An 18,426-nucleotide genomic window follows, 5' to 3' on the forward strand; every position below is an offset into this window, starting at 1 on the left:
GCGCAGTACTTATTCCCCGTCTTGCGGTTTAACCGCGTCCTGAATACCGTGTTTACCCAAAAGACTGTACAAAGTTGGCCGGGTGATGCCCAACAAGCGGGAGGCTTCGGCGATATTATTGTCGCTGTAGTGCAAAGCCCGTTTGATAGCTATCGCTTCGGCAGTTTCCCGAACCGTCTTAAGATTCAGCGGCATGGAATTGTCGGTTTGCGCTTGGATTTCCAAGTCTTCCAGCGATACCACGTTGGAATCGGACATGATCACGGCGCGCTTCAGTTTGTTTTCCATTTCCCGTATGTTGCCGGGCCAACCATAGCTTTCCAGAGCTTTGGCTGCTTCGTGAGAAAAGCGTTTTTCTTTGCAGTTGTATTGTTTGCAATAGCGTTGCAGCAAGGCGTTACCGATGGCCAATATATCGCCTTCGCGCTGACGTAGCGGAGGAATTTCTACGGTAATTTCGCTGACCCGGTAATACAAATCGCTCCTAAAGGCTTGCTGATCGATCAATTCCTGCAGGTTTCTATGGGTGGCGCAGATGATGCGGACGTCGACGGGAATCTCTTTGCGGCCTCCTAAGCGTTCCAGTACCCGTTCCTGGATAAACCGTAATAATTTAGCTTGCAGCGAAAAGGGTAAATCGCCGATTTCGTCCAGAAAAAAAGTCCCTCCTTGCGCATATTCGATTTTACCTTTCGTTTGAGCCACGGCGCCGGTAAACGCACCTTTTTCGTATCCGAATAATTCGCTTTCCAGTAAGGATTCCGGGATCGCCGCGCAATTGACCGCGACGAAGGGTTGGCCAGCTCGATTACTGTAGTTGTGTATCGCTTTGGCCAATACTTCCTTGCCGGTGCCGCTTTCACCGTGCAACAACACGGTTGCTTGTGTCGGGGCAACCCGTTCTATCATACGCATGACGCTGAGCATCTGCGGGCTGGTGGCGATGACACCGGAAGACGAGAACTGTTGCTGCTGCAGGTTTTTATAGTCCTTTTCCAATTCGGCCAAGTGAAAAGCGCGGCTGATAATCAGATTCAATTCGTCCGGCTCCACCGGTTTTTGATAAAAATCGTATGCGCCCAGTGCGATGGCTTCTATCGCATGGGTTCGGTCGTCATTGCCGGTTACCACGATTATTTTAGTTTCGGGCGCTAGCGACAATATTTCCTTTAACGTGGCCAGACCTTCGCTAGCGTTGGTTGGATCGGGCGGCAAGCCTAAATCCAGGGTTACAACCAACGGGGTATGGCGCCTGAGCGCAGCGATTGCTTCCGTGCGATTGTTGGCGATGATGATTTCGTATTGGTCCAAGCTCCATTTCAATTGTTTTTGTAAACCCGGATCGTCTTCGACGACAAGTAGTAGATTGGATTGACTCATTAGGTTCCCGAATGTGCCAGTGGTAAAAGCAAAGTAATGGTCGTCCCTTGTCGAGGTTGGCTTTCGACTTCGAATTTGCCCTGCATGCTGCGTTGTACATAATCGCGGGCTTCGTATACGCCTATCCCCATGCCGGCGTTGCCTTTTGTGGTATCGAAAGGTTTAAACAGACGCTCGGCGATAAAAGTAGCGTCCATGCCAATTCCATTGTCGATGATCTTTATTACAGCATATTCATGCTGCCGAGTTAACAGGAGTTTGACATATCCATTTTCGGTCTGGCTGGTGGCGTCCTGAGCGTTTTGAATCAAATTGGTCAAAATGCTGGTTAATTTGGTGGGATCGGTTTTGATAGCGCAGTGATTGGTCAATATTTCGACCTGCAAAGGCGGACTGCCTTTGTGATGGCGCTGAATATTTTGGATGACGTCGGTTAAATTAATCACGGATGCTTTTGTGGGGCCTGACTTGCCTTGCCGCAGTTGGTCGACGATGTGCTGCATTTTCGAAACGACGTGCGTCAGCGTTTCCAGGGTATCATCGAAGAACTCGGGATTGTGCTTATGTTTGCCGGCGTTTTTTACGATCAACGCAATCTGCGCAGTCACGTTTTTTAGATCGTGCACCAGAAAGGCGGATAAGCGATGGTAAGCCTCGAATTGGCGGCTACTGGCCAAGGATTCGCTGGCGCGGTGCAAGGCGACAGCGTTAGCCAGTTGCATGCCTACGGTTCTCAACAAATCGTGATCTTCCCAATTTAATTTGCGGGCTACTCGTGGCTGGGTCAATATCACAAACGCTTCCAGGTGATTAAGGTAAAACAAGGGTACGATTAACCAAACTTGACTGTCTTCGTAGCACCAAGGCGAGAGATCGATGTCGTCATATACTTCCGGTGCGTGCGCTAATTCGATGAAGTCAATGACCCATTGTTTTTTGGCCAGGTAGTTCGGTAAATCGTGGCCGTGCTTTAAATATTCGACTTCTTGTGGCGTTAAATGCAGGTTCTGCTGCGCCGCTAAAAAAAAATTGCCTTGTTCGTCGCGTAGCCATAAGCCGCCGCCGCTGCTTTCCACCAAATCCATTAGGGTGGACACGATAAAATGTTTCAACTCGTCGACAGAGGTGTGTCTAGCAAGCGCTTTACTGATCTTAAGCCATTCTTCACGATAATCGTAGCTGTAGTGAAAAAAATGCTTGCCAAAATAGACCTTGGCTAATGCCCGTACTTTGCCCGACGAAAAGGTGATCACCAACAGCATTAGTGCCAAAAAAACGAAGATAGATTGGGCGGTTTCTCCCCATTCTTCGTTAAATTCTCTGAGGTAATAGCCGGTGATGGACATCAACAACAGATAAATGCCGCATCCGAACAAGATTGTGGTGTAAAAAACAGTCTTTCTAGGAGTGTGTTGGCTTGCGTCGATCTGTAATGATTCCAGGCGTGATAGCGAAACCGCTAAAAACGGTACTAATAATGCGTGTATTAAGCCGCGCGATTGCCACAGGGAGATATCCAGGCGCTTATACAGTAACGATTTGCTGTAGATGACCAAATCGACAGCAAACATTGCTCCCATGCATAAGCACAGAAATTTTACATGCCAGCGCTGATTTAGCGGTGTATTTCGATAGAGTTGTTCGCTTAGAATAAGACCTAGCACTGCGAAAACGACGTGAGCTACGAAGCGGGGATCGGTGTCGGTCAAACCAATGACAAAACCCAAGAGTCTGGGAAAAGTCTCTATACTAATCACGGAAGCTGTGTATAGGCCGAAAATTAGACTAGGTTTGGAGAACAACACGAGTGCCGTGCGGTTTTGCTTATGTCTAACCAGTAGCAAGGTCAATACGTAAAGCCACGCGACACTCCGCAACGTTTCGAAAACCAGGGTGTCTGCGAGAAAGGAGGGATTGCTTTTTGCCGTCAACGCCACGTCGATGCTCCAGCAAAGCGAAATCAATGCGGCAAGGGCGATTGCGAGAAGGCGATTTCTTCTAAAGCTGGCAAGTAGGAATAGAAAAAAGTAAGCAATAGAGCTAATTATGTAGCTTGTAAAAAGTAAGTGATCCATTAACAGAATTTGAGTTGTCGACAGTTCCTACAAAACTTTAATATGTAAATAGTATAGCTGTAAGTTTTCCGTGGTAAGGTTTGTCTAATTTATTAGGTGATGTTCGGCTATGAAGGAAATCCTAGACGAAATATTGAATACCCCGCAATTTTCGGAGGGCTCCGCTTGGAAGCGGCGTCTCTATAAAGCGGGTGAAAAAATTATAGACAAAGGAGAGGTTGGAAACTCTTTTTTTATGATCGAGAGTGGTCAGGTGCGCGTGCTAGGCGGTGCTGAAATTGATGGAAACATTAGAGTTACTCCCGGGCTTTGCGATCTAGGCAAAGGAGCAATTTTTGGAGACATCTGCCTATACGGTTCACACAAAAGGATCGCTTCCGTTGCGGCATTGACGGATGCTTGTATTCTGGATATTCGTAGTGACATGTTGAGTATCTATTTAGACGATCACCCCGTCCAAGGTTATTTGTTTTTGAAAGCTTTGTTCGAAATTATGGCTAGTCGGCTTGAATTGGCAAATGAAAGAATTGAAAGGCTTTTAGCATGGGGTATCAAAGCGCATGATATCGATAAATACCTTTGAATTATCTAAAACTGGAAGAGTTGCCTGATGAGTGAAGAAGCCAATCAAAAATTGGTTGAAAATTTCGAGCACTATTTTCGAATAGTTTTAGCCAGCAGCCAAGCCGAAAAAGATCAGGTATATGGAATTAGATATAGAGTGTATTGTGAAGAGTTTAAATACGAAGCGCTAGACTTGTTTCCTGATAGGCTGGAAGTTGACGAATACGATCCGTATTCAAAGCATTGCCTTATTATCCATAGAAATTCCAATTTACCCGCCGGCTGTGTGCGGTTAGTGCCGGCGATGGGAGAGACTGAATTGGCACCGCTGCCCCTGGAAAAGTATTGCAATAACAGTATCGATCATGAGCAAGTAGCCAGATTGAATCTAAAACGTGACACAGTTTGCGAAATTTCACGATTGGCTGTCGATACCGCATTCAGAAGAAGAACCGGTGAGTCGCTAACCAGATTTGGCGAGCTAAACGGATTACATTTTTCTCCTCAAGAACAGCGCACGTTTTCACTGATTGCGGTCGCGTGTTTCCTGGCGGCTACAGCGTTAACGGAATTAGACGGGAGAACGAATGTGTTCGCGATGATGGAGCCATTCCTACCGCGACTGATGCATAGATCGGGTATAGATTTCCATAGAGTGGGAAGAGATGTAGATTATCATGGTATCCGGGCCCCGTATTTTATCACGACTCAATCTGCGCTTGAAAATATGGACGAAAATTTACGAGAGTTATATAAATGGATAAAAGTTAGTTTGGAGAATACTTGATTTTAATAATCATGGTTAATGAATTTATTGCAATTTAATCGGAATAATTGTTTAGGAATTTGGTGCTAAACGTGATTGATAGGTATAACAATAAAAAACTGCTCCAAGCATTAATCTTAAGTGCGATGATGGGATGCGAATCAGCTGACGAGCAAGCTGCTCGCCATCTCGAAAAAGGTAAGGATTTGCTTGCAAAAGGAAACTACGATCAGGCGATTCTTGAGCTAAAGTCGTCTAATCAGGCAAATGATAAGAGAGGCGAGACATATTATTATATGGCATTATTGGACGAGAAAAATAAAAATTTCAAGTCTATGAAGGAGAATTTGATCAAGGTTGTCGAATTAGAGCCTGATAATTTAGAGGCTATAAAAAAACTAAGCAAGCTGCATTTGTTATTCGGTGAGTTTGATAAAGCACTTAAGCAAGCGGAATATCTGTTGGAAAAGAACGCAGCAGACGAAGAAGCGAATTTATTGAAGGCATCTGCGTACGTTAAGACCGGAAAAAAAGTTGAGGCATTGACTTTAATTGATAAGGTACTTCAGGGAAATCAAAAAAGCATAGATGCCCTATCTTTAAAATCTGCACTCAAATATGAGGAAGGAAATGTCGATCAAGCGTTATCGTTAGTGGATAACGCATTGAGTATAGAAGAAAAAAACATCCCATTAAGAATTTTTAAAATAAAAATAAATGCAAAAAATAATAATATATCAGGTGTTATTGATGATTATAAGAAGTTAATAGAGTTATATCCGGATGTTGATAATTTTAAATTGAGTTTGGCATCCATATATGCAATGCAAGATAAGGTGGATATGGCAGAGGGTTTGCTACGTAGTATGTTGGCAAATCAGCCGCAAAAAGTGGAGCCGAAACTGATATTATTAGAATTTATCAATGCGAAAAATAAATCCAGGCTGGAAAGCGAGTTTTATTCGTTATTGGATAGCTCTAAAGAAAATCCTCAAACAATATTGGAACTATCTAAATGGATGTTGGCAAATGGTAATTTGGAACAAGCAAAAAAAGGTTTACAGATAGTCATAGATGGTAAAAATAATGGTAAAGCCGCCTTAAGCGCTATGGCGATACTTGCTGATTTGGAATTGAGTAAACAGGATTATGTTTCGGCAGAAAAGAATATCGAAAATATTCTTTTGGCAGATCCGGATTTTTTAGAAGCAAATTTGTTAAAAGCGAAATTTTTTCTGCTGAAAAAAGAGCCTGATAAAGCAATAGAGTTATTAAATAAGTTAACCTGGTCGAAAAACGATTCCGATGCGGCATTTGCTTTGATGGGGCAGGCTTATCAATTTAAAAAAGATAGAAAACAGGCTGATCAAAATTTCAAACGAGCTTTGGAGTTAAATCCGGCGAATATGCAAGCATTTGCTCCGGTATATAACGGATATTTGCAAGCGAATCAGTTTGAAAACGCACGCTTGTATTTAGATAAAGCTTTAAAGTCGAAGCCGAATCAATCGGTATTTTTAACTAATAAAGCGGAACTGGATATTCAAGAAAAAAAATGGGACGATGCACAAGATACGGTGCAAAAGCTGGGCTTATTTTCTAAAAATAAGGCTATACCATTATATTTGCAAGCTAACATATTACAAGGAAAAAGTAATTATAAAGCTGCGATAGAGTTGTATCAGAAATTGTTGTCCGATTATCCTGGACATGTTAACTCAATGGTTAACTTAGTAAAGTGTTATGAAGCGTTAAAGCAAACAGATCAGGCTATTGTATTTTTAGAATCGCATTACAATAAAAATAGGTCGAATTTAGCTACGGTTGGGGTGTTGGCTGACTTGTATGCGGCAAATAATAATTTAAATAAAGCCAAGCAGCTTTTATTGCTGCAGCTGAAAGAAACTCCGGATAAATCAGCTTCGGTCTATTTGGCACTAGCTAAAGTGGAAGCCGCGCTGCAAAAAGACGTAGAAAGTGCAAAACAAGTGTATATTAAAGGATTAGAGGAAAATCCCGGAGATTTACAATTATCTATGGCTTTAGCCGGTCTTTATGAGCAAACCGGTAAAATTAACGAAGCAATACAACTTTACCGAAATATAGTAGATAAAAATCCTGATACCTTACTAGCGATAAATAATCTTGCAGCATTATTGCTGGAATCAAGTAATGATAGCGATTTGGCCATGGGTCTACAGTTAGGCGAGAAGCTAAAAGATTTCGATAATGTGTATTTCCAAGATACTTATGCTTGGTCTCTCATTAAAAATGGCAGGAATAAAGAGGGTCTTACGATTTTGGAGTCATTGATCGTGAGGGCTCCTAAAATTCCCGATATGCACTATCATTTGGCGATTGCTCAATTGAATGCCGGAAATAAAGCAACAGCGATAATTGAGCTTAAACAAGCTATTAGTTTGGCTGATAAGTATAAGACTGGTTTTGCGATAAAAAATCAAGCGTTAAAGTTATTGAGCGAATTAAAAAACTAGTTACGATTAAGTAAGGATAGGGTTTTGGTGCAACATTATGATGTATAAGAATATTTTTTTTATAGTAATTTTGGTTTGTTTTTCTTTTGGATGCTCGCCCCCGTTATTAGAAGATTTAAAACAATCTTCAGATTATACCTATCAAATTGGGCCCGGAGACGGCCTGAATATTTTTGTCTGGGGTAATCCGGAGCTGACTACTATAGCCAGCGTTCGGCCTGATGGAAAAATTACCGTTCCCTTAGTGGAAGAGCTTTTGGCGAGTGGTAAAACTCCATATCAGTTAGCGAGAGACATCGAAAAGGTTTTAGCGACATATGTGAAAAGTCCGCAAGTTGTCGTAATGGTTTCGGAGTTTAAAGGGGTAAGGGATCAACAAATACGCGTAATAGGCAGAATTGGTGGCGGTGTTGGCGGAGGTGGTTCCGGCAATAATTCAACGGGTGGTGGGTCTCTTGGCGGCAGCGGATCTACAGGAGGAGGAAGTGTAGGTGGGTCCAGATCCGGTGGAATAGGTAGATATCAAGGTAAAGCAATACCTTACGAACGAGGTATGACATTGTTGGACGTTATTATCCAGATTGGGCTAAACCAGTATGCTGACGGTAATAGGTCTACGGTAATTAGGAATGTAGATGGTGAATTAAGAGCCTATCGAGTCCGGATAGATGATCTGATAGACGACGCGGATTTAACAGCGAATGTATTGATGATGCCCGGTGATATCTTAATTATCCCTGATACCTATTTTTGATTTTATTTTTTACAACTCGCGATGCAACAAGAGTTAACTGAAGTTTATTTTTACGTCAAAGGTACTTTAAAGTATAAAAGGATCGCAATTGTGCTTGCGCTTTTGGTTTGTGTGGCGGGTTGGGCATTTGTATTTCTTATGCCTGACAAGTTTGAATCAAAGGCGAAGGTGCATATAGATTCATCTACTGTTATTCGTCCTTTGATGCGAGGTATGGTAATAGATCCGGATATTTCTTCGTTGATACGTATTATTCAGCAGTTAATGTTCACTAGACCGAATTTGGAGAAAATTATCCAACTTTCCGAGCTAAAACCGGAAGCAATAAATGGTTTAATATCTAATGATTATTTGGAAGAGTTTAAAAAAGACATAACTATTTCGGCGGCTCGAGATAGAGATATATTCGATATCGGTTATGCATCTACCAATCCGGAAGTTGCACAAAGTGTCGTTCAGGCTGTATTGACAGTGTTTTCGGAACAGGCACAGGGTAAAGCGTTGGCTGATGCTAGTGATGCTCAACGGTTTATAGAGCAGCAAATTCGTGATTATGAAATACGCTTACAAGAAGCCGAAAAAGCAAAAGAAGACTTTAAACGTGCAAATATAGATTATTTGTCTGGTGAAGCCGATCAGTTTCAAATGTTAAATCAATTAAAAGAGCAATTGAATGTAGCGTTGCAAAATCTACAGCAAGCCGAAGCCAGAAGAAACGTGATTGCCGAGCAGTTAAAAACAATTCAAGAGTCTGATGAAGATTGGGGCGTAACCAATTTGTCGGAATCCGCATCTGTGGAAGATTCCCGTATTGCGGAACTAAAAAATAAAAAAACAGATCTATTAATTAAGTATACCGACAATCATCCGGATATTGTGGCTATTGATAGATTAATTGAATCACTGGAGCAAGAAAAGCTACAATCGAGTAAAAGTGAAAACGGCGAATTTGATTTAATTGGTCCTCAGAAAATGTCGAATCCATATGTGCAAACTCTGAAAATTTCGCACGATAATGCATCGGCTGATGTGGCATCAAGCCAAGCCCTTGTCGATTCTATAAAAAATAGAATTGGGCGTCTACAACAGGGGTTGAATGAGCGTCTCGCAATAGAAACGGAAATGAAGAATCTCAATAGGGATTACGAGACAATTAACTCTCAATATTCTGAACTCTTGGAACGCAGAGAGCGAGCACATATAACGGAACAAGTTGATGATCAAGCTTCTCGGTTAAAATTCAAAATTGCTGATCCACCAACAAAACCAACTAAGCCGTCAGCACCTAACCGCAAATTATTTTATTCGGTTGTACTTGCCGGCGGGATTGTAGCCGGTTTTGGTATAGCCTTCTTAATGTATTTTATTCGTCCAGTGTTTATGTCTGCTCGCCAAGTAAGAGTGGTTACAGGTTTGCCTACTTTAGGCAGTATATCTTTGACGAATGAGGCTGAGTCTAGGGCAAGAAAAATTGATTGGATATTATGGTCAACAATGACATTCATAACAGTTGGATATGCTGGAATAATGATATACGAATTTTTTAAGTAACTATGAGTATAATTGAAGACGCTTTAAAAAAAGCCAACAAGTTGGAGCTGCAAAATAGAGAGCCTATCAATAAGGTTACGGAAGATTTATCAAATAATTCCAACATTACCAAGCATACTGAAAATGCTAATCTCGAGAATAACTTTGTTAAAGTCAACTGGGATGGGTTGACTGCGGACGGATTTTTGAACGGGGTGGATACCAAATCTCAATTAGCTGAAGAATTTAGAGTAATTAAAAGACCATTAGTCAATAACATTCAAGCATCGACTGCAAATGGAATATCCAGGCCAAATTTGATTTTGGTATGTAGTAGTCTACCGGGCGAAGGGAAAACTTTTGTATCCATTAATTTGGCGCTTAGTATTGCAAATGAATTGGATAAAAGTGTACTCCTAATCGATGCGGACGTGGAAAAACCAAGTATATCTAAACATTTGGGAATAAAGCAATCACTGGGACTAATAGAATATTTAGAGAATGATAAAGTAACTTTTTCAGATATTTTTCTTAAGACAGACCTTCCTAATCTAAGCGTGATTCCAGCCGGTAAAAGGCATAAATATTCTACGGAATTATTATCTAGTCAAAGAATGTACTTGTTTGCTGAAGAAGTGAGCCGTCGTTATAACGATAGAATAGTTATTTTTGATTCGCCACCACTATTGGTAGCTACTCAGGCACAAATTTTAGCTGAATTGGTTGGACAGGTGGTGTTGGTAATTGCGGCCGAAGAAACACCGCAAAATGTAGTAAACGATTCGATTGCGAAGTTAGCGAATTGTGATGTTGTAATGACTCTTTTAAATAAAACTAAAAGAGATTTAGGATTGTATGGCTATAACTATGGTTATGGAAAATATGGACACCCATAAATTTTTTCGTATGCAAGAAATTGCAAAGTTTTTTTACTCCATACTAAGTATTACGCCCTTATCCTTTACTTTATCCAACAATGCATTGGCAGTTGATTGGTATATCCGTCCGTATCTGTCTATGTCTGAAATATTTTCCGATAACTTGAAATTGACCGACGTAAATAAGGAAGCCGGATTTGTCACTGATATTTCTCCGGGTATATCGATTAATGGTATTTCCCCTTGGAGTAATTCAAATATTAATTATAGGTTACAAGAATTATATAATGCAGGAGGAAATGACTCTTTTAGCACTAAGCATCAGTTGCAAATGGATAGCTTGTTTCAGCCTGTCAGAAATACATTTTTCATTAAGACTTCCAGTGCAATTACTCAGCAAAATTTGAATAGCTCTCTTATTTCCACCGATAATATTTCCGGAGGTGGTAATAGAAGTGATGTCAAGAATTTTACTATTGCTCCCTACTTGACTCCACATTTTGGCCAATATGCAACCGGATTATTCAAAATAGAGTACAGTAAAACTACGTTTGATAATAACAATACTTTAAATATACCGAATATTGTTTCGGATACCGAAAGTTTTTCAAAACAATTCGGCCTCTCTAGTGGAAGTAAGTTTTCTCATTTGCGTTGGAATTTAAATTATTCTTCAAATGATCAGTATAGGGCTTCTGGGAATGATGTTCTATTCGAAAAGTATAATGCTAATTTGCGGTATTTTTTAAGCCGTAAGTTTAATTTATTTGCTCTAGGCGGTTATGAAAATAATCAGTTTCAGTCTTTGTCAGATATAAGTAATGGAGCGTTTTATACTATTGGAGGGCAATGGAGTCCTAGTCTTTGGTATTCTGTAGAGGCTGGTTATGGTAATAATAAACATATTACTTTAAGATTTAACCCAACTGATAATTTGACGTCTAGCGTCACTTATCAGCATAGAGAGATTGGATTAAATACGGGAAGTTCTTGGGATATATTTCTAAATTATCGAATGCAAAATGCGAATTTGATGTTGAAATATTTTCAAGATACGCTATCTATCCAACAATTAGTAATTAATCAGATTTCGTCATCCTTTTCGGAGTCCGGTAGCGTTGATAATGACACTACGGGTGATGTATTTACTATTTTTAACAACTCTGCCGTTTTGGTAGATGATGTGGTCGTTAGAAAACGAGCCGATATTTCTTGGTTATATCAGTCCGGTAAAAGTTCTTATTCAGCTACACTTTATAACGAGCGACGTCAGTATGAATCGTTAGGACAGCAGGACGATGTATACGGGGTTTCCGGTTTTTGGCGTTGGCAGTTTTTGCCTAGAATTAACCTGTATTTTAGGCCAAACTGGCAAATTGTGGACAATACGCTAACTAGCAACAACCGATATGATCTCTCTTTCGGCTTGAATCGCTCTTTCCCAATTAATTTAGGTAGGCCGTTATTGATGAATACTAAAATAGAGTTTCGCCACATTAATCAAAACTCGAGTTCAACATTGACTAATGATTATATTGAGAACCGGGCGACCGCAAATTTTGCTGTTCGCTTTTGATTTGTTATGTACGACGGTTTTTATAATCTTTCGCAAAAGCCATTCCAGCTTACTGCAGATCCGGATTTTTTCTTTCAAAGTACAGTTCATAAACGTGCCTTAGCCTACATGCAATACGGCCTTACTCAGGGAGAAGGTTTTGTGCTTGTGACGGGAGCTCCTGGTACTGGCAAAACAATTTTAGTTAAAAGTTTAACGAAAAATCTAAATAAAGATAAGTTACTTATCGGAGTAATGGTTACTTCGCAAGTCGGACCGGAAGATACGCTTAGGCTTGTAGCGTCGACATTCGGGTTTCAGTATCTGTATAACGATAAGGCTAGTTTATTGTCGAGTTTTGAGAAATTTATCGTAGAAAAAGCTCGAGAAGGTAAACGCTTACTTTTGATCGTTGACGAAGCGCAAAATTTACCGAAACAGTCGTTAGAAGAACTACGCATGTTAACCAACATTGATGTTAATGGTAGTCCGGTGTTTCAGGTATTTCTTGTCGGACAACCGGAGCTGAAGCGTACTATTTATGCAGCTGATATGGAGCAGTTAAAACAACGTATTGTTTCTACTTATCATTTAGAGCCGCTCGATCTCGAAGAAACTAAGGAATATATTTTCTTCAGGCTTCAAACTGCAGGTTGGCAAGGTAAGCCGGAGTTTCACGCAAGTGTTTTTTCCGATATTCATTCATTTTCAGAAGGTATCCCCCGCCGTATAAACACCTTATGCGATAGATTGCTGTTATTCGGCTATTTGGAAGAGTTAAGCGTTTTAGATGGGCATGCTGTTGATAAAGTCACCAGTGAAGTCAGTGAAGAAATGTTGCTGGAATCAGGGGAGTTATCCGGGGGGGCCACTGAAGAGTCCAAAGACTTATATCAAGAACTTCAGTCCGGCAGTTTGGATGAACGCCTATCTCGGTTAGAAAAACAATTACAGAAGTTGAATGATAGTATGAATAAAGAAAAAGCTCTTCTGAGAAAGGCGATATTAATTCAGCTCGATATGGATTCGGTATATGACGATAACTCACGGTGATGAGTTTATGCCCAAACCCTTGGTATGTGTGGTTGGAGCTAGGCCCAATTTTATGAAAATTGCGCCGATATTTCGGCAATTCAATTCGGTTAAACATCTTATTTCCCCCTATCTGGTTCATACGGGTCAGCATTACGACCAGAGTATGAAAGATACTTTTTTTCAGCAATTAGGTATACCGGAGCCGGATCGAGACTTAGGTGTCGGCTCCGGTACGCATGCGGTTCAAACGGCTAATGTCATGCTTGGGTTTGAGCCGGTACTGGACGATATTAAGCCTTTTGCGGTACTCGTGGTGGGTGATGTAAATTCCACGATTGCCTGTGGACTCGTTGCGGTTAAAAAGCAGATTCCATTGATTCATGTAGAAGCGGGGTTGCGCAGCTATGATAAAACAATGCCTGAAGAAATTAACAGAATATTAACGGATCAAATTTCCGACCTGTTGTTTACTACCGAACGATCTGCCGTTCATAATTTAAAACAAGAAGGCATTCAGGAGGAGCGTATATGTTTCGCCGGCAACGTTATGATCGACAGCTTGCTGGCAAATTGTCAGAAAGCCGAATCGTTAGCCGCAATTTCGGAGAAATACCAACTCCGGTTCAGGCTTGAAGAGCGAACGTTCGCGTTATTGACTTTGCATAGACCGTCGAACGTCGACGATATTGATACACTACAACGGCTTATTTATACAGTTATTCGTATAAGTGAAGATTTGCCGGTTATTTTTCCTGTCCATCCGCGTACTCAACAAAAAATAGTCCAAGCGGGGTTGAACAATTTACTTGAAAATGCCAAGGTTTTATTATTACCGCCAGTAGGGTATTTAGAAATGCTTGGATTATTGCGGGGGGCAAAAGTCGTTCTCACCGATTCCGGAGGGCTGCAGGAAGAATCTACTGCCCTAGGTGTTCCTTGCATTACCCTGCGGGAAAATACCGAGCGGCCTGTTACGGTAGATGAAGGCACTAATACGGTGGTAGGTACGGATCCTGAAAAAATTTTAACCAGCTTTATGGATGTAATGGTAACGGGTGGAAAATCCGGTCGCATTCCGGAGTATTGGGATGGACAGGCCGCTCAACGAATTGTAGACGAAATAGTTCGACGGTATTTTTAAAGAGGTATCTGATGGGCAGTCAACCCCTACGCAATGCTATGACGGTCGACGTTGAAGACTATTTCCAAGTTTCTGCATTTGAGAGGCATATTTCCAGACAAGATTGGGATGGCATTAAGCCTAGGGTTTACGAAAATACTGCCAAGATTTTGGATTTGTTCGGTCAATATCAGATTCGTGCGACATTTTTTACTTTGGGTTGGGTTGCGGAACGGTATCCTGATTTGATTAAACGCATGGTTGCCGAAGGGCACGAAGTCGCCTCTCACGGATTTGAGCATGTTCGAGTAACGGAGCAGACGCCGGAGCAATTCAAATCGGATGTGACTAAAACCAAGATGCTCCTGGAAGATATAGCCGGCTGTCCGGTGTCCGGGTACAGAGCGGCCAGCTACTCTATCGGTGCCAAAAATTTGTGGGCTTTGCCTATACTGGAGGAAGCGGGTTATCGCTACAGTTCGAGCATTTATCCGGTAAAACACGATTTATACGGCATGCCGGATGCGCCTCGCGTGGCTTTTAAACCGGAAAATACTGTCGATTTATTGGAGATACCGATCACGACCATTCACTGCTTCGGACGAAATATGCCCTGCGGTGGCGGGGGGTTTTTTCGCTTATACCCTTACGTATTATCTAAATGGGCTTATCGTTATATTAATTCGGTAGAAAAACAGCCCGGAATATTTTATTTTCATCCGTGGGAAATTGATCCGGACCAGCCAGTTCAAGCAAATTTACCCGCTAAAACTCGATTTCGCCATTATCTGAATTTAAACAAAATGGAGAATCGGTTAAGAAGTTTGCTGAACGATTTTTCCTGGGACACCATGCAACACGTCTTTTTAAAATCTTAATTTTTAAGCCTTCATGATTAAGCTCCTCGAACCTGCCGAGCGTCAACGGTGGGATGACTACGTCAATGCTTCGGAAAACGCTACTTTTTTTCATTTGTCGGCTTGGCAGGCCGTTATCCGGCAAGCTTTCGGGCACCCAACTTACTACCTCTACAACGAAGTAGAAGGGGAAATTACCGGAATATTACCTTTGGTGCATATTAAAAGCCTGTTGTTTGGAAATGCCTTAATTTCCAATGCATTTTGCGTGTACGGAGGCATCTTGGCGCAAAATCAAGAAAGTTTCCAAGCGTTGGCCAATAAAGCTAGCGAATTAGCTAAAGAACTCGGAGTCGACTATTTGGAAATGCGTAATCGGGTTCAGCAACATTCGAATTGGCCGCATAAAGAATTGTATGTGACATTTCGTAAAAGCTTGGATTCCGACCATGAAAAAAATATGTCGGCGATACCTCGTAAGCAGCGGGCAATGGTTAGAGCCGGAATTAAGGCCGGTTTGGTCAGCGTTGTCGACGACTCGATTGAGCGCTTTTACCGCGCTTATTCGGAAAGTGTCAGGAATTTAGGTACGCCGGTTTTTCCAAAACGTTACTTCCATATTTTGAAAGAAGTATTTGGCGATGCCTGCGACATTATTTCTATCGAACACGAAGGTCAAGCAGTGGCCAGCGTGATGAACTTTTACTTCAAGGGTGAAGTGTTACCGTATTACGGTGGCGGTACCGAGCAGGCCCGAGACATAAAAGCCAACGATTTCATGTACTGGGAAGTGATGCGGCGAGCGGTGGAGCGCGGTTGCACAGTTTTCGACTACGGCCGCAGTAAAGTTGGTACAGGTTCTTATCGGTTTAAAAAGCATTGGGGCTTCGAACCTGAGCCTTTGTATTACGAAGTTAATTTAGTAAAGGCGCTGACAATTCCTGAGATTAATCCGCTAAATCCGAAATATCAATTATTCATTGCTGCCTGGAAGAGATTGCCGTTGCCGATAAGTCAAATTATCGGGCCGCTGTTGGCTAAAGATTTAGGATAGACGCAATGGAAAGTTTGCTCTATTTAGTGCACCGAATTCCATATCCGCCAAACAAAGGCGATAAAATTCGTTCTTATCATTTTCTGCGAGCAATATGCCAGCGTTATAAAGTGTATTTGGGGACTTTCGTTGACGATCCGGAAGATAAAAAATACATTGGAGACTTGCAAAATTATTGCGAGGAGATTTTTTGTCCGGATTTAAACCCTAAACTCGGCAAGCTAAAAAGCTTATCCGGTTTACTATCCGGCGAGGCCTTGAGTTTACCTTATTATCGTAATACTGCCATGCAAGTCTGGGTGGATAAGACGATTGCCGCTCAATCAATCAATAAGGCTTTAATATTTTCTTCCCCAATGGCGCAATACTTGGAAGGCCATCCTGATGTAAAGTTGATAGCCGATTTTGTCGACGTCGACTCCGATAAATGGCGCCAATATGCAAGCAGCAAGGCTTGGCCGGCGAGTTGGATTTATGGTCGCGAATCCGTAAAGTTATTGCAATTCGAGGCCGGTATCGCACAGCGAGCCGACGCTACCTTGTTTGTATCGGAACAAGAAGCCGAATTGTTCAAACAATTGTTACCTGACGTGGCTAGCAAGATTGGCTATGTTTGTAATGGGGTCGATACCGAAGCATTCGATCCAAGCGCTTGCTACCCCAATCCATTTGCCGAAACGGAACAGGCAATAGTATTTACCGGTGCCATGGATTATTGGGCCAACGTAGACGCGGTAGTATGGTTTGCGCAGGAAGTGTTTCCGAAAGTCAAGGCTGGATTCCCCGGTGCGCGTTTTTATATCGTCGGCTCGAAACCCGATAAACGCGTACTCGAACTGTCGCAAACGGATTCGGACGTCGTTGTCACCGGACGCGTGGACGACGTGAAAACGTATCTGGCCCATGCCCGAGTAGTCGTAGCCCCTTTACGGATTGCACGAGGTATACAAAACAAAGTTCTGGAAGCCATGGCGATGGCCAAGCCGTTGGTCGTCACATCGGCGGCCATGGAAGGGATATCCGGCAACGGAGACATCGAAGTGTCTGTTACCGATGATGCCGACCGTTTTGCCGCAGCCGTCGGCACTAGCTTGCGCGCTGAAATGGCGCCGTTATGGCTGAATCGCCGCTTTGTACAAGAAAATTATGCTTGGGCTTATAACGGCTCGAGATTATGCGAATTTCTGGCCGCAACGGGGACAGGCCATGAGCGCTGAGCCGATCTTGATCGTGCATATAATTTACCAACTGGGCGTAGGCGGGCTGGAAAACGGTGTGGTGAATTTGATTAACCGCTTACCGAAGGATCGCTATCGGCACGCCATCATCAGCTTAACCGACAGTACCGATTTTAGCGCCCGAATCGAGCGCCCCGACGTGGCCGTATTTGAGATGCACAAACAGCCGGGTCAAGATTGGGCTTCGTTCGTCAACGTTTACAGAATTCTGAAGCGCTTAAAGCCGCAGATAGTACATACCCGCAACCTGGCGCCTTTGGAATATCAACTCTGTGCGCTTGCTGCCGGCGTCCGCTACCGGATTCACGGAGAGCACGGTTGGGATGTGTTCGATCCTGACGGCAGCAACCGCAAATACCAGTGGCTAAGGCGGATTTTAAGTGTGCTGGTGCACCGCTTCATCCCTTTATCCCTCCAATTGCAAGACTATTTGCTGCATAAAGTGGGTATTCCCGCCGACAAAATAACCCGGATTTGTAACGGCGTCGATACCGACAAGTTCTACCCGGCTGAGCACGCTAAAGTCCCGGTCAAGGATTGCCCTTTTTCTGCGCAACATAAAGTCGTGATAGGCACTGTAGGACGCATGCACGGTGTAAAAGACCAATTGACCCTGGTCCGGGCTTTCATTCAGGCATGTCAACAGTCTCAGGCGTTCGCAGACCAGTGCTGCATAGCGCTAATCGGCGAGGGGCCGTTGCGTGCGCCGGCCCGACAACTGTTGAACGAGGCCGGCCTGGCAGATAGCGCCTGGTTGCCTGGGGAGCGTAATGACATAGCCGATTTACTGCGTAGTCTGGATATATTTGTGTTGCCGTCCAAGGCGGAAGGCATTTCCAATACCATTTTGGAAGCCATGGCCAGCGGCTTGCCAGTGATTGCGACCGAGGTCGGCGGTAACGCGGAACTGGTTGTGCACGCGGAAACCGGATTCCTGGTACCGCCGGAGCACGTAGACGAGATGGCTCGGGCGCTGATCGACTTGGCATCGGATCGCGCTAAGCGCCAACAATTCGCCCAAGCCGGGTTGGAACGCATCCGTCAGCATTTTTCTATTGCAAACATGTTGGCCCAATACCAAGCGGTTTACGACCGCGCTTTCTAAAATCTGTCTGAGGGAAACAC

The 18,426-nt window shown here is 42.8% G+C and carries 15 protein-coding genes; 13 read left to right on the forward strand and 2 right to left on the reverse strand.

Translation table 11 applies throughout. The features are described 5' to 3' along the window. Nucleotides 1-9: 9 nt before the first annotated feature. Complete coding sequence (gene prsR, locus F1E05_RS08050; protein ID WP_150047810.1) at nt 10-1,380, reverse strand: PEP-CTERM-box response regulator transcription factor; 1,371 nt, start codon at nt 1,378-1,380, stop codon at nt 10-12. Beyond that, nucleotides 1,380-3,455 (reverse strand): XrtA/PEP-CTERM system histidine kinase PrsK, encoded by a 2,076-nt coding sequence (gene prsK / locus F1E05_RS08055; protein ID WP_150047811.1) that lies wholly within the window; start codon nt 3,453-3,455, stop codon nt 1,380-1,382. Before prsK ends, prsR begins: the two co-directional genes overlap by 1 nt. Nucleotides 3,456-3,564: 109 nt before the next feature. On the opposite strand from prsK, the gene F1E05_RS08060 reads away from it, so the two are divergent. The 13 genes from F1E05_RS08060 (at nt 3,565) to F1E05_RS08120 (ending at nt 18,406) form a co-directional block, all read left to right on the forward strand. Beyond that, nucleotides 3,565-4,038, forward strand: a complete 474-nt coding sequence (locus tag F1E05_RS08060; protein WP_150047812.1) for a Crp/Fnr family transcriptional regulator — start codon at nt 3,565-3,567, stop codon at nt 4,036-4,038. Between the two features lie 27 nt (nt 4,039-4,065). Then, nucleotides 4,066-4,806, forward strand: a complete 741-nt coding sequence (locus F1E05_RS08065) for a PEP-CTERM/exosortase system-associated acyltransferase (protein WP_150047813.1) — start codon at nt 4,066-4,068, stop codon at nt 4,804-4,806. A gap of 71 nt (nt 4,807-4,877) precedes the next feature. Further along, on the forward strand, nt 4,878-7,280 hold the full coding sequence (locus tag F1E05_RS08070; RefSeq protein WP_232056818.1) for a tetratricopeptide repeat protein: 2,403 nt from the start codon (nt 4,878-4,880) through the stop codon (nt 7,278-7,280). A 37-nt stretch (nt 7,281-7,317) separates the two neighbouring features. Further along, a complete protein-coding gene (locus tag F1E05_RS08075; RefSeq protein ID WP_150047814.1) occupies nt 7,318-8,034 on the forward strand; it encodes a polysaccharide biosynthesis/export family protein in 717 nt (238 codons plus the stop codon). A gap of 21 nt (nt 8,035-8,055) precedes the next feature. Then, a complete protein-coding gene (locus F1E05_RS08080; RefSeq protein ID WP_150047815.1) occupies nt 8,056-9,585 on the forward strand; it encodes an XrtA system polysaccharide chain length determinant in 1,530 nt (509 codons plus the stop codon). A gap of 2 nt (nt 9,586-9,587) precedes the next feature. Continuing rightward, nucleotides 9,588-10,460: an XrtA-associated tyrosine autokinase gene (locus F1E05_RS08085; RefSeq protein ID WP_150047816.1), complete on the forward strand. Its 873-nt coding sequence runs from the start codon at nt 9,588-9,590 to the stop codon at nt 10,458-10,460. After that, the gene (locus F1E05_RS08090) at nt 10,447-12,018 is read left to right on the forward strand and encodes a TIGR03016 family PEP-CTERM system-associated outer membrane protein (RefSeq protein WP_150051862.1); all 1,572 of its coding nucleotides are present in this window, start codon (nt 10,447-10,449) and stop codon (nt 12,016-12,018) included. The genes F1E05_RS08085 and F1E05_RS08090 overlap by 14 nt, the downstream gene beginning before the upstream one ends. Before the next feature lie 6 nt (nt 12,019-12,024). Further along, nucleotides 12,025-13,050: an XrtA/PEP-CTERM system-associated ATPase gene (locus F1E05_RS08095; RefSeq protein WP_150047817.1), complete on the forward strand. Its 1,026-nt coding sequence runs from the start codon at nt 12,025-12,027 to the stop codon at nt 13,048-13,050. After that, entirely contained in the window at nt 13,031-14,173 is a 1,143-nt protein-coding gene (gene wecB / locus F1E05_RS08100) for a non-hydrolyzing UDP-N-acetylglucosamine 2-epimerase (protein WP_232056819.1), read from the forward strand. Before F1E05_RS08095 ends, wecB begins: the two co-directional genes overlap by 20 nt. Before the next feature lie 11 nt (nt 14,174-14,184). Beyond that, on the forward strand, nt 14,185-15,030 hold the full coding sequence (locus F1E05_RS08105; RefSeq protein ID WP_190303282.1) for an XrtA system polysaccharide deacetylase: 846 nt from the start codon (nt 14,185-14,187) through the stop codon (nt 15,028-15,030). Nucleotides 15,031-15,043: 13 nt separating this feature from the next. Beyond that, nucleotides 15,044-16,063, forward strand: coding sequence for a FemAB family XrtA/PEP-CTERM system-associated protein (locus F1E05_RS08110; RefSeq protein ID WP_150047818.1), 1,020 nt, complete (start codon nt 15,044-15,046; stop codon nt 16,061-16,063). Between the two features lie 5 nt (nt 16,064-16,068). Beyond that, complete coding sequence (locus F1E05_RS08115) at nt 16,069-17,280, forward strand: TIGR03087 family PEP-CTERM/XrtA system glycosyltransferase (RefSeq protein ID WP_150047819.1); 1,212 nt, start codon at nt 16,069-16,071, stop codon at nt 17,278-17,280. Further along, nucleotides 17,270-18,406 carry a TIGR03088 family PEP-CTERM/XrtA system glycosyltransferase gene (locus F1E05_RS08120; protein ID WP_150047820.1) on the forward strand — a complete coding sequence of 379 codons (1,137 nt, stop codon included), beginning with the start codon at nt 17,270-17,272 and terminating at the stop codon, nt 18,404-18,406. The genes F1E05_RS08115 and F1E05_RS08120 overlap by 11 nt, the downstream gene beginning before the upstream one ends. The last annotated feature ends 20 nt before the right edge of the window (nt 18,407-18,426 follow it).

The organism is Methylomonas rhizoryzae (assembly GCF_008632455.1).
Taxonomy (GTDB): domain Bacteria; phylum Pseudomonadota; class Gammaproteobacteria; order Methylococcales; family Methylomonadaceae; genus Methylomonas; species Methylomonas rhizoryzae.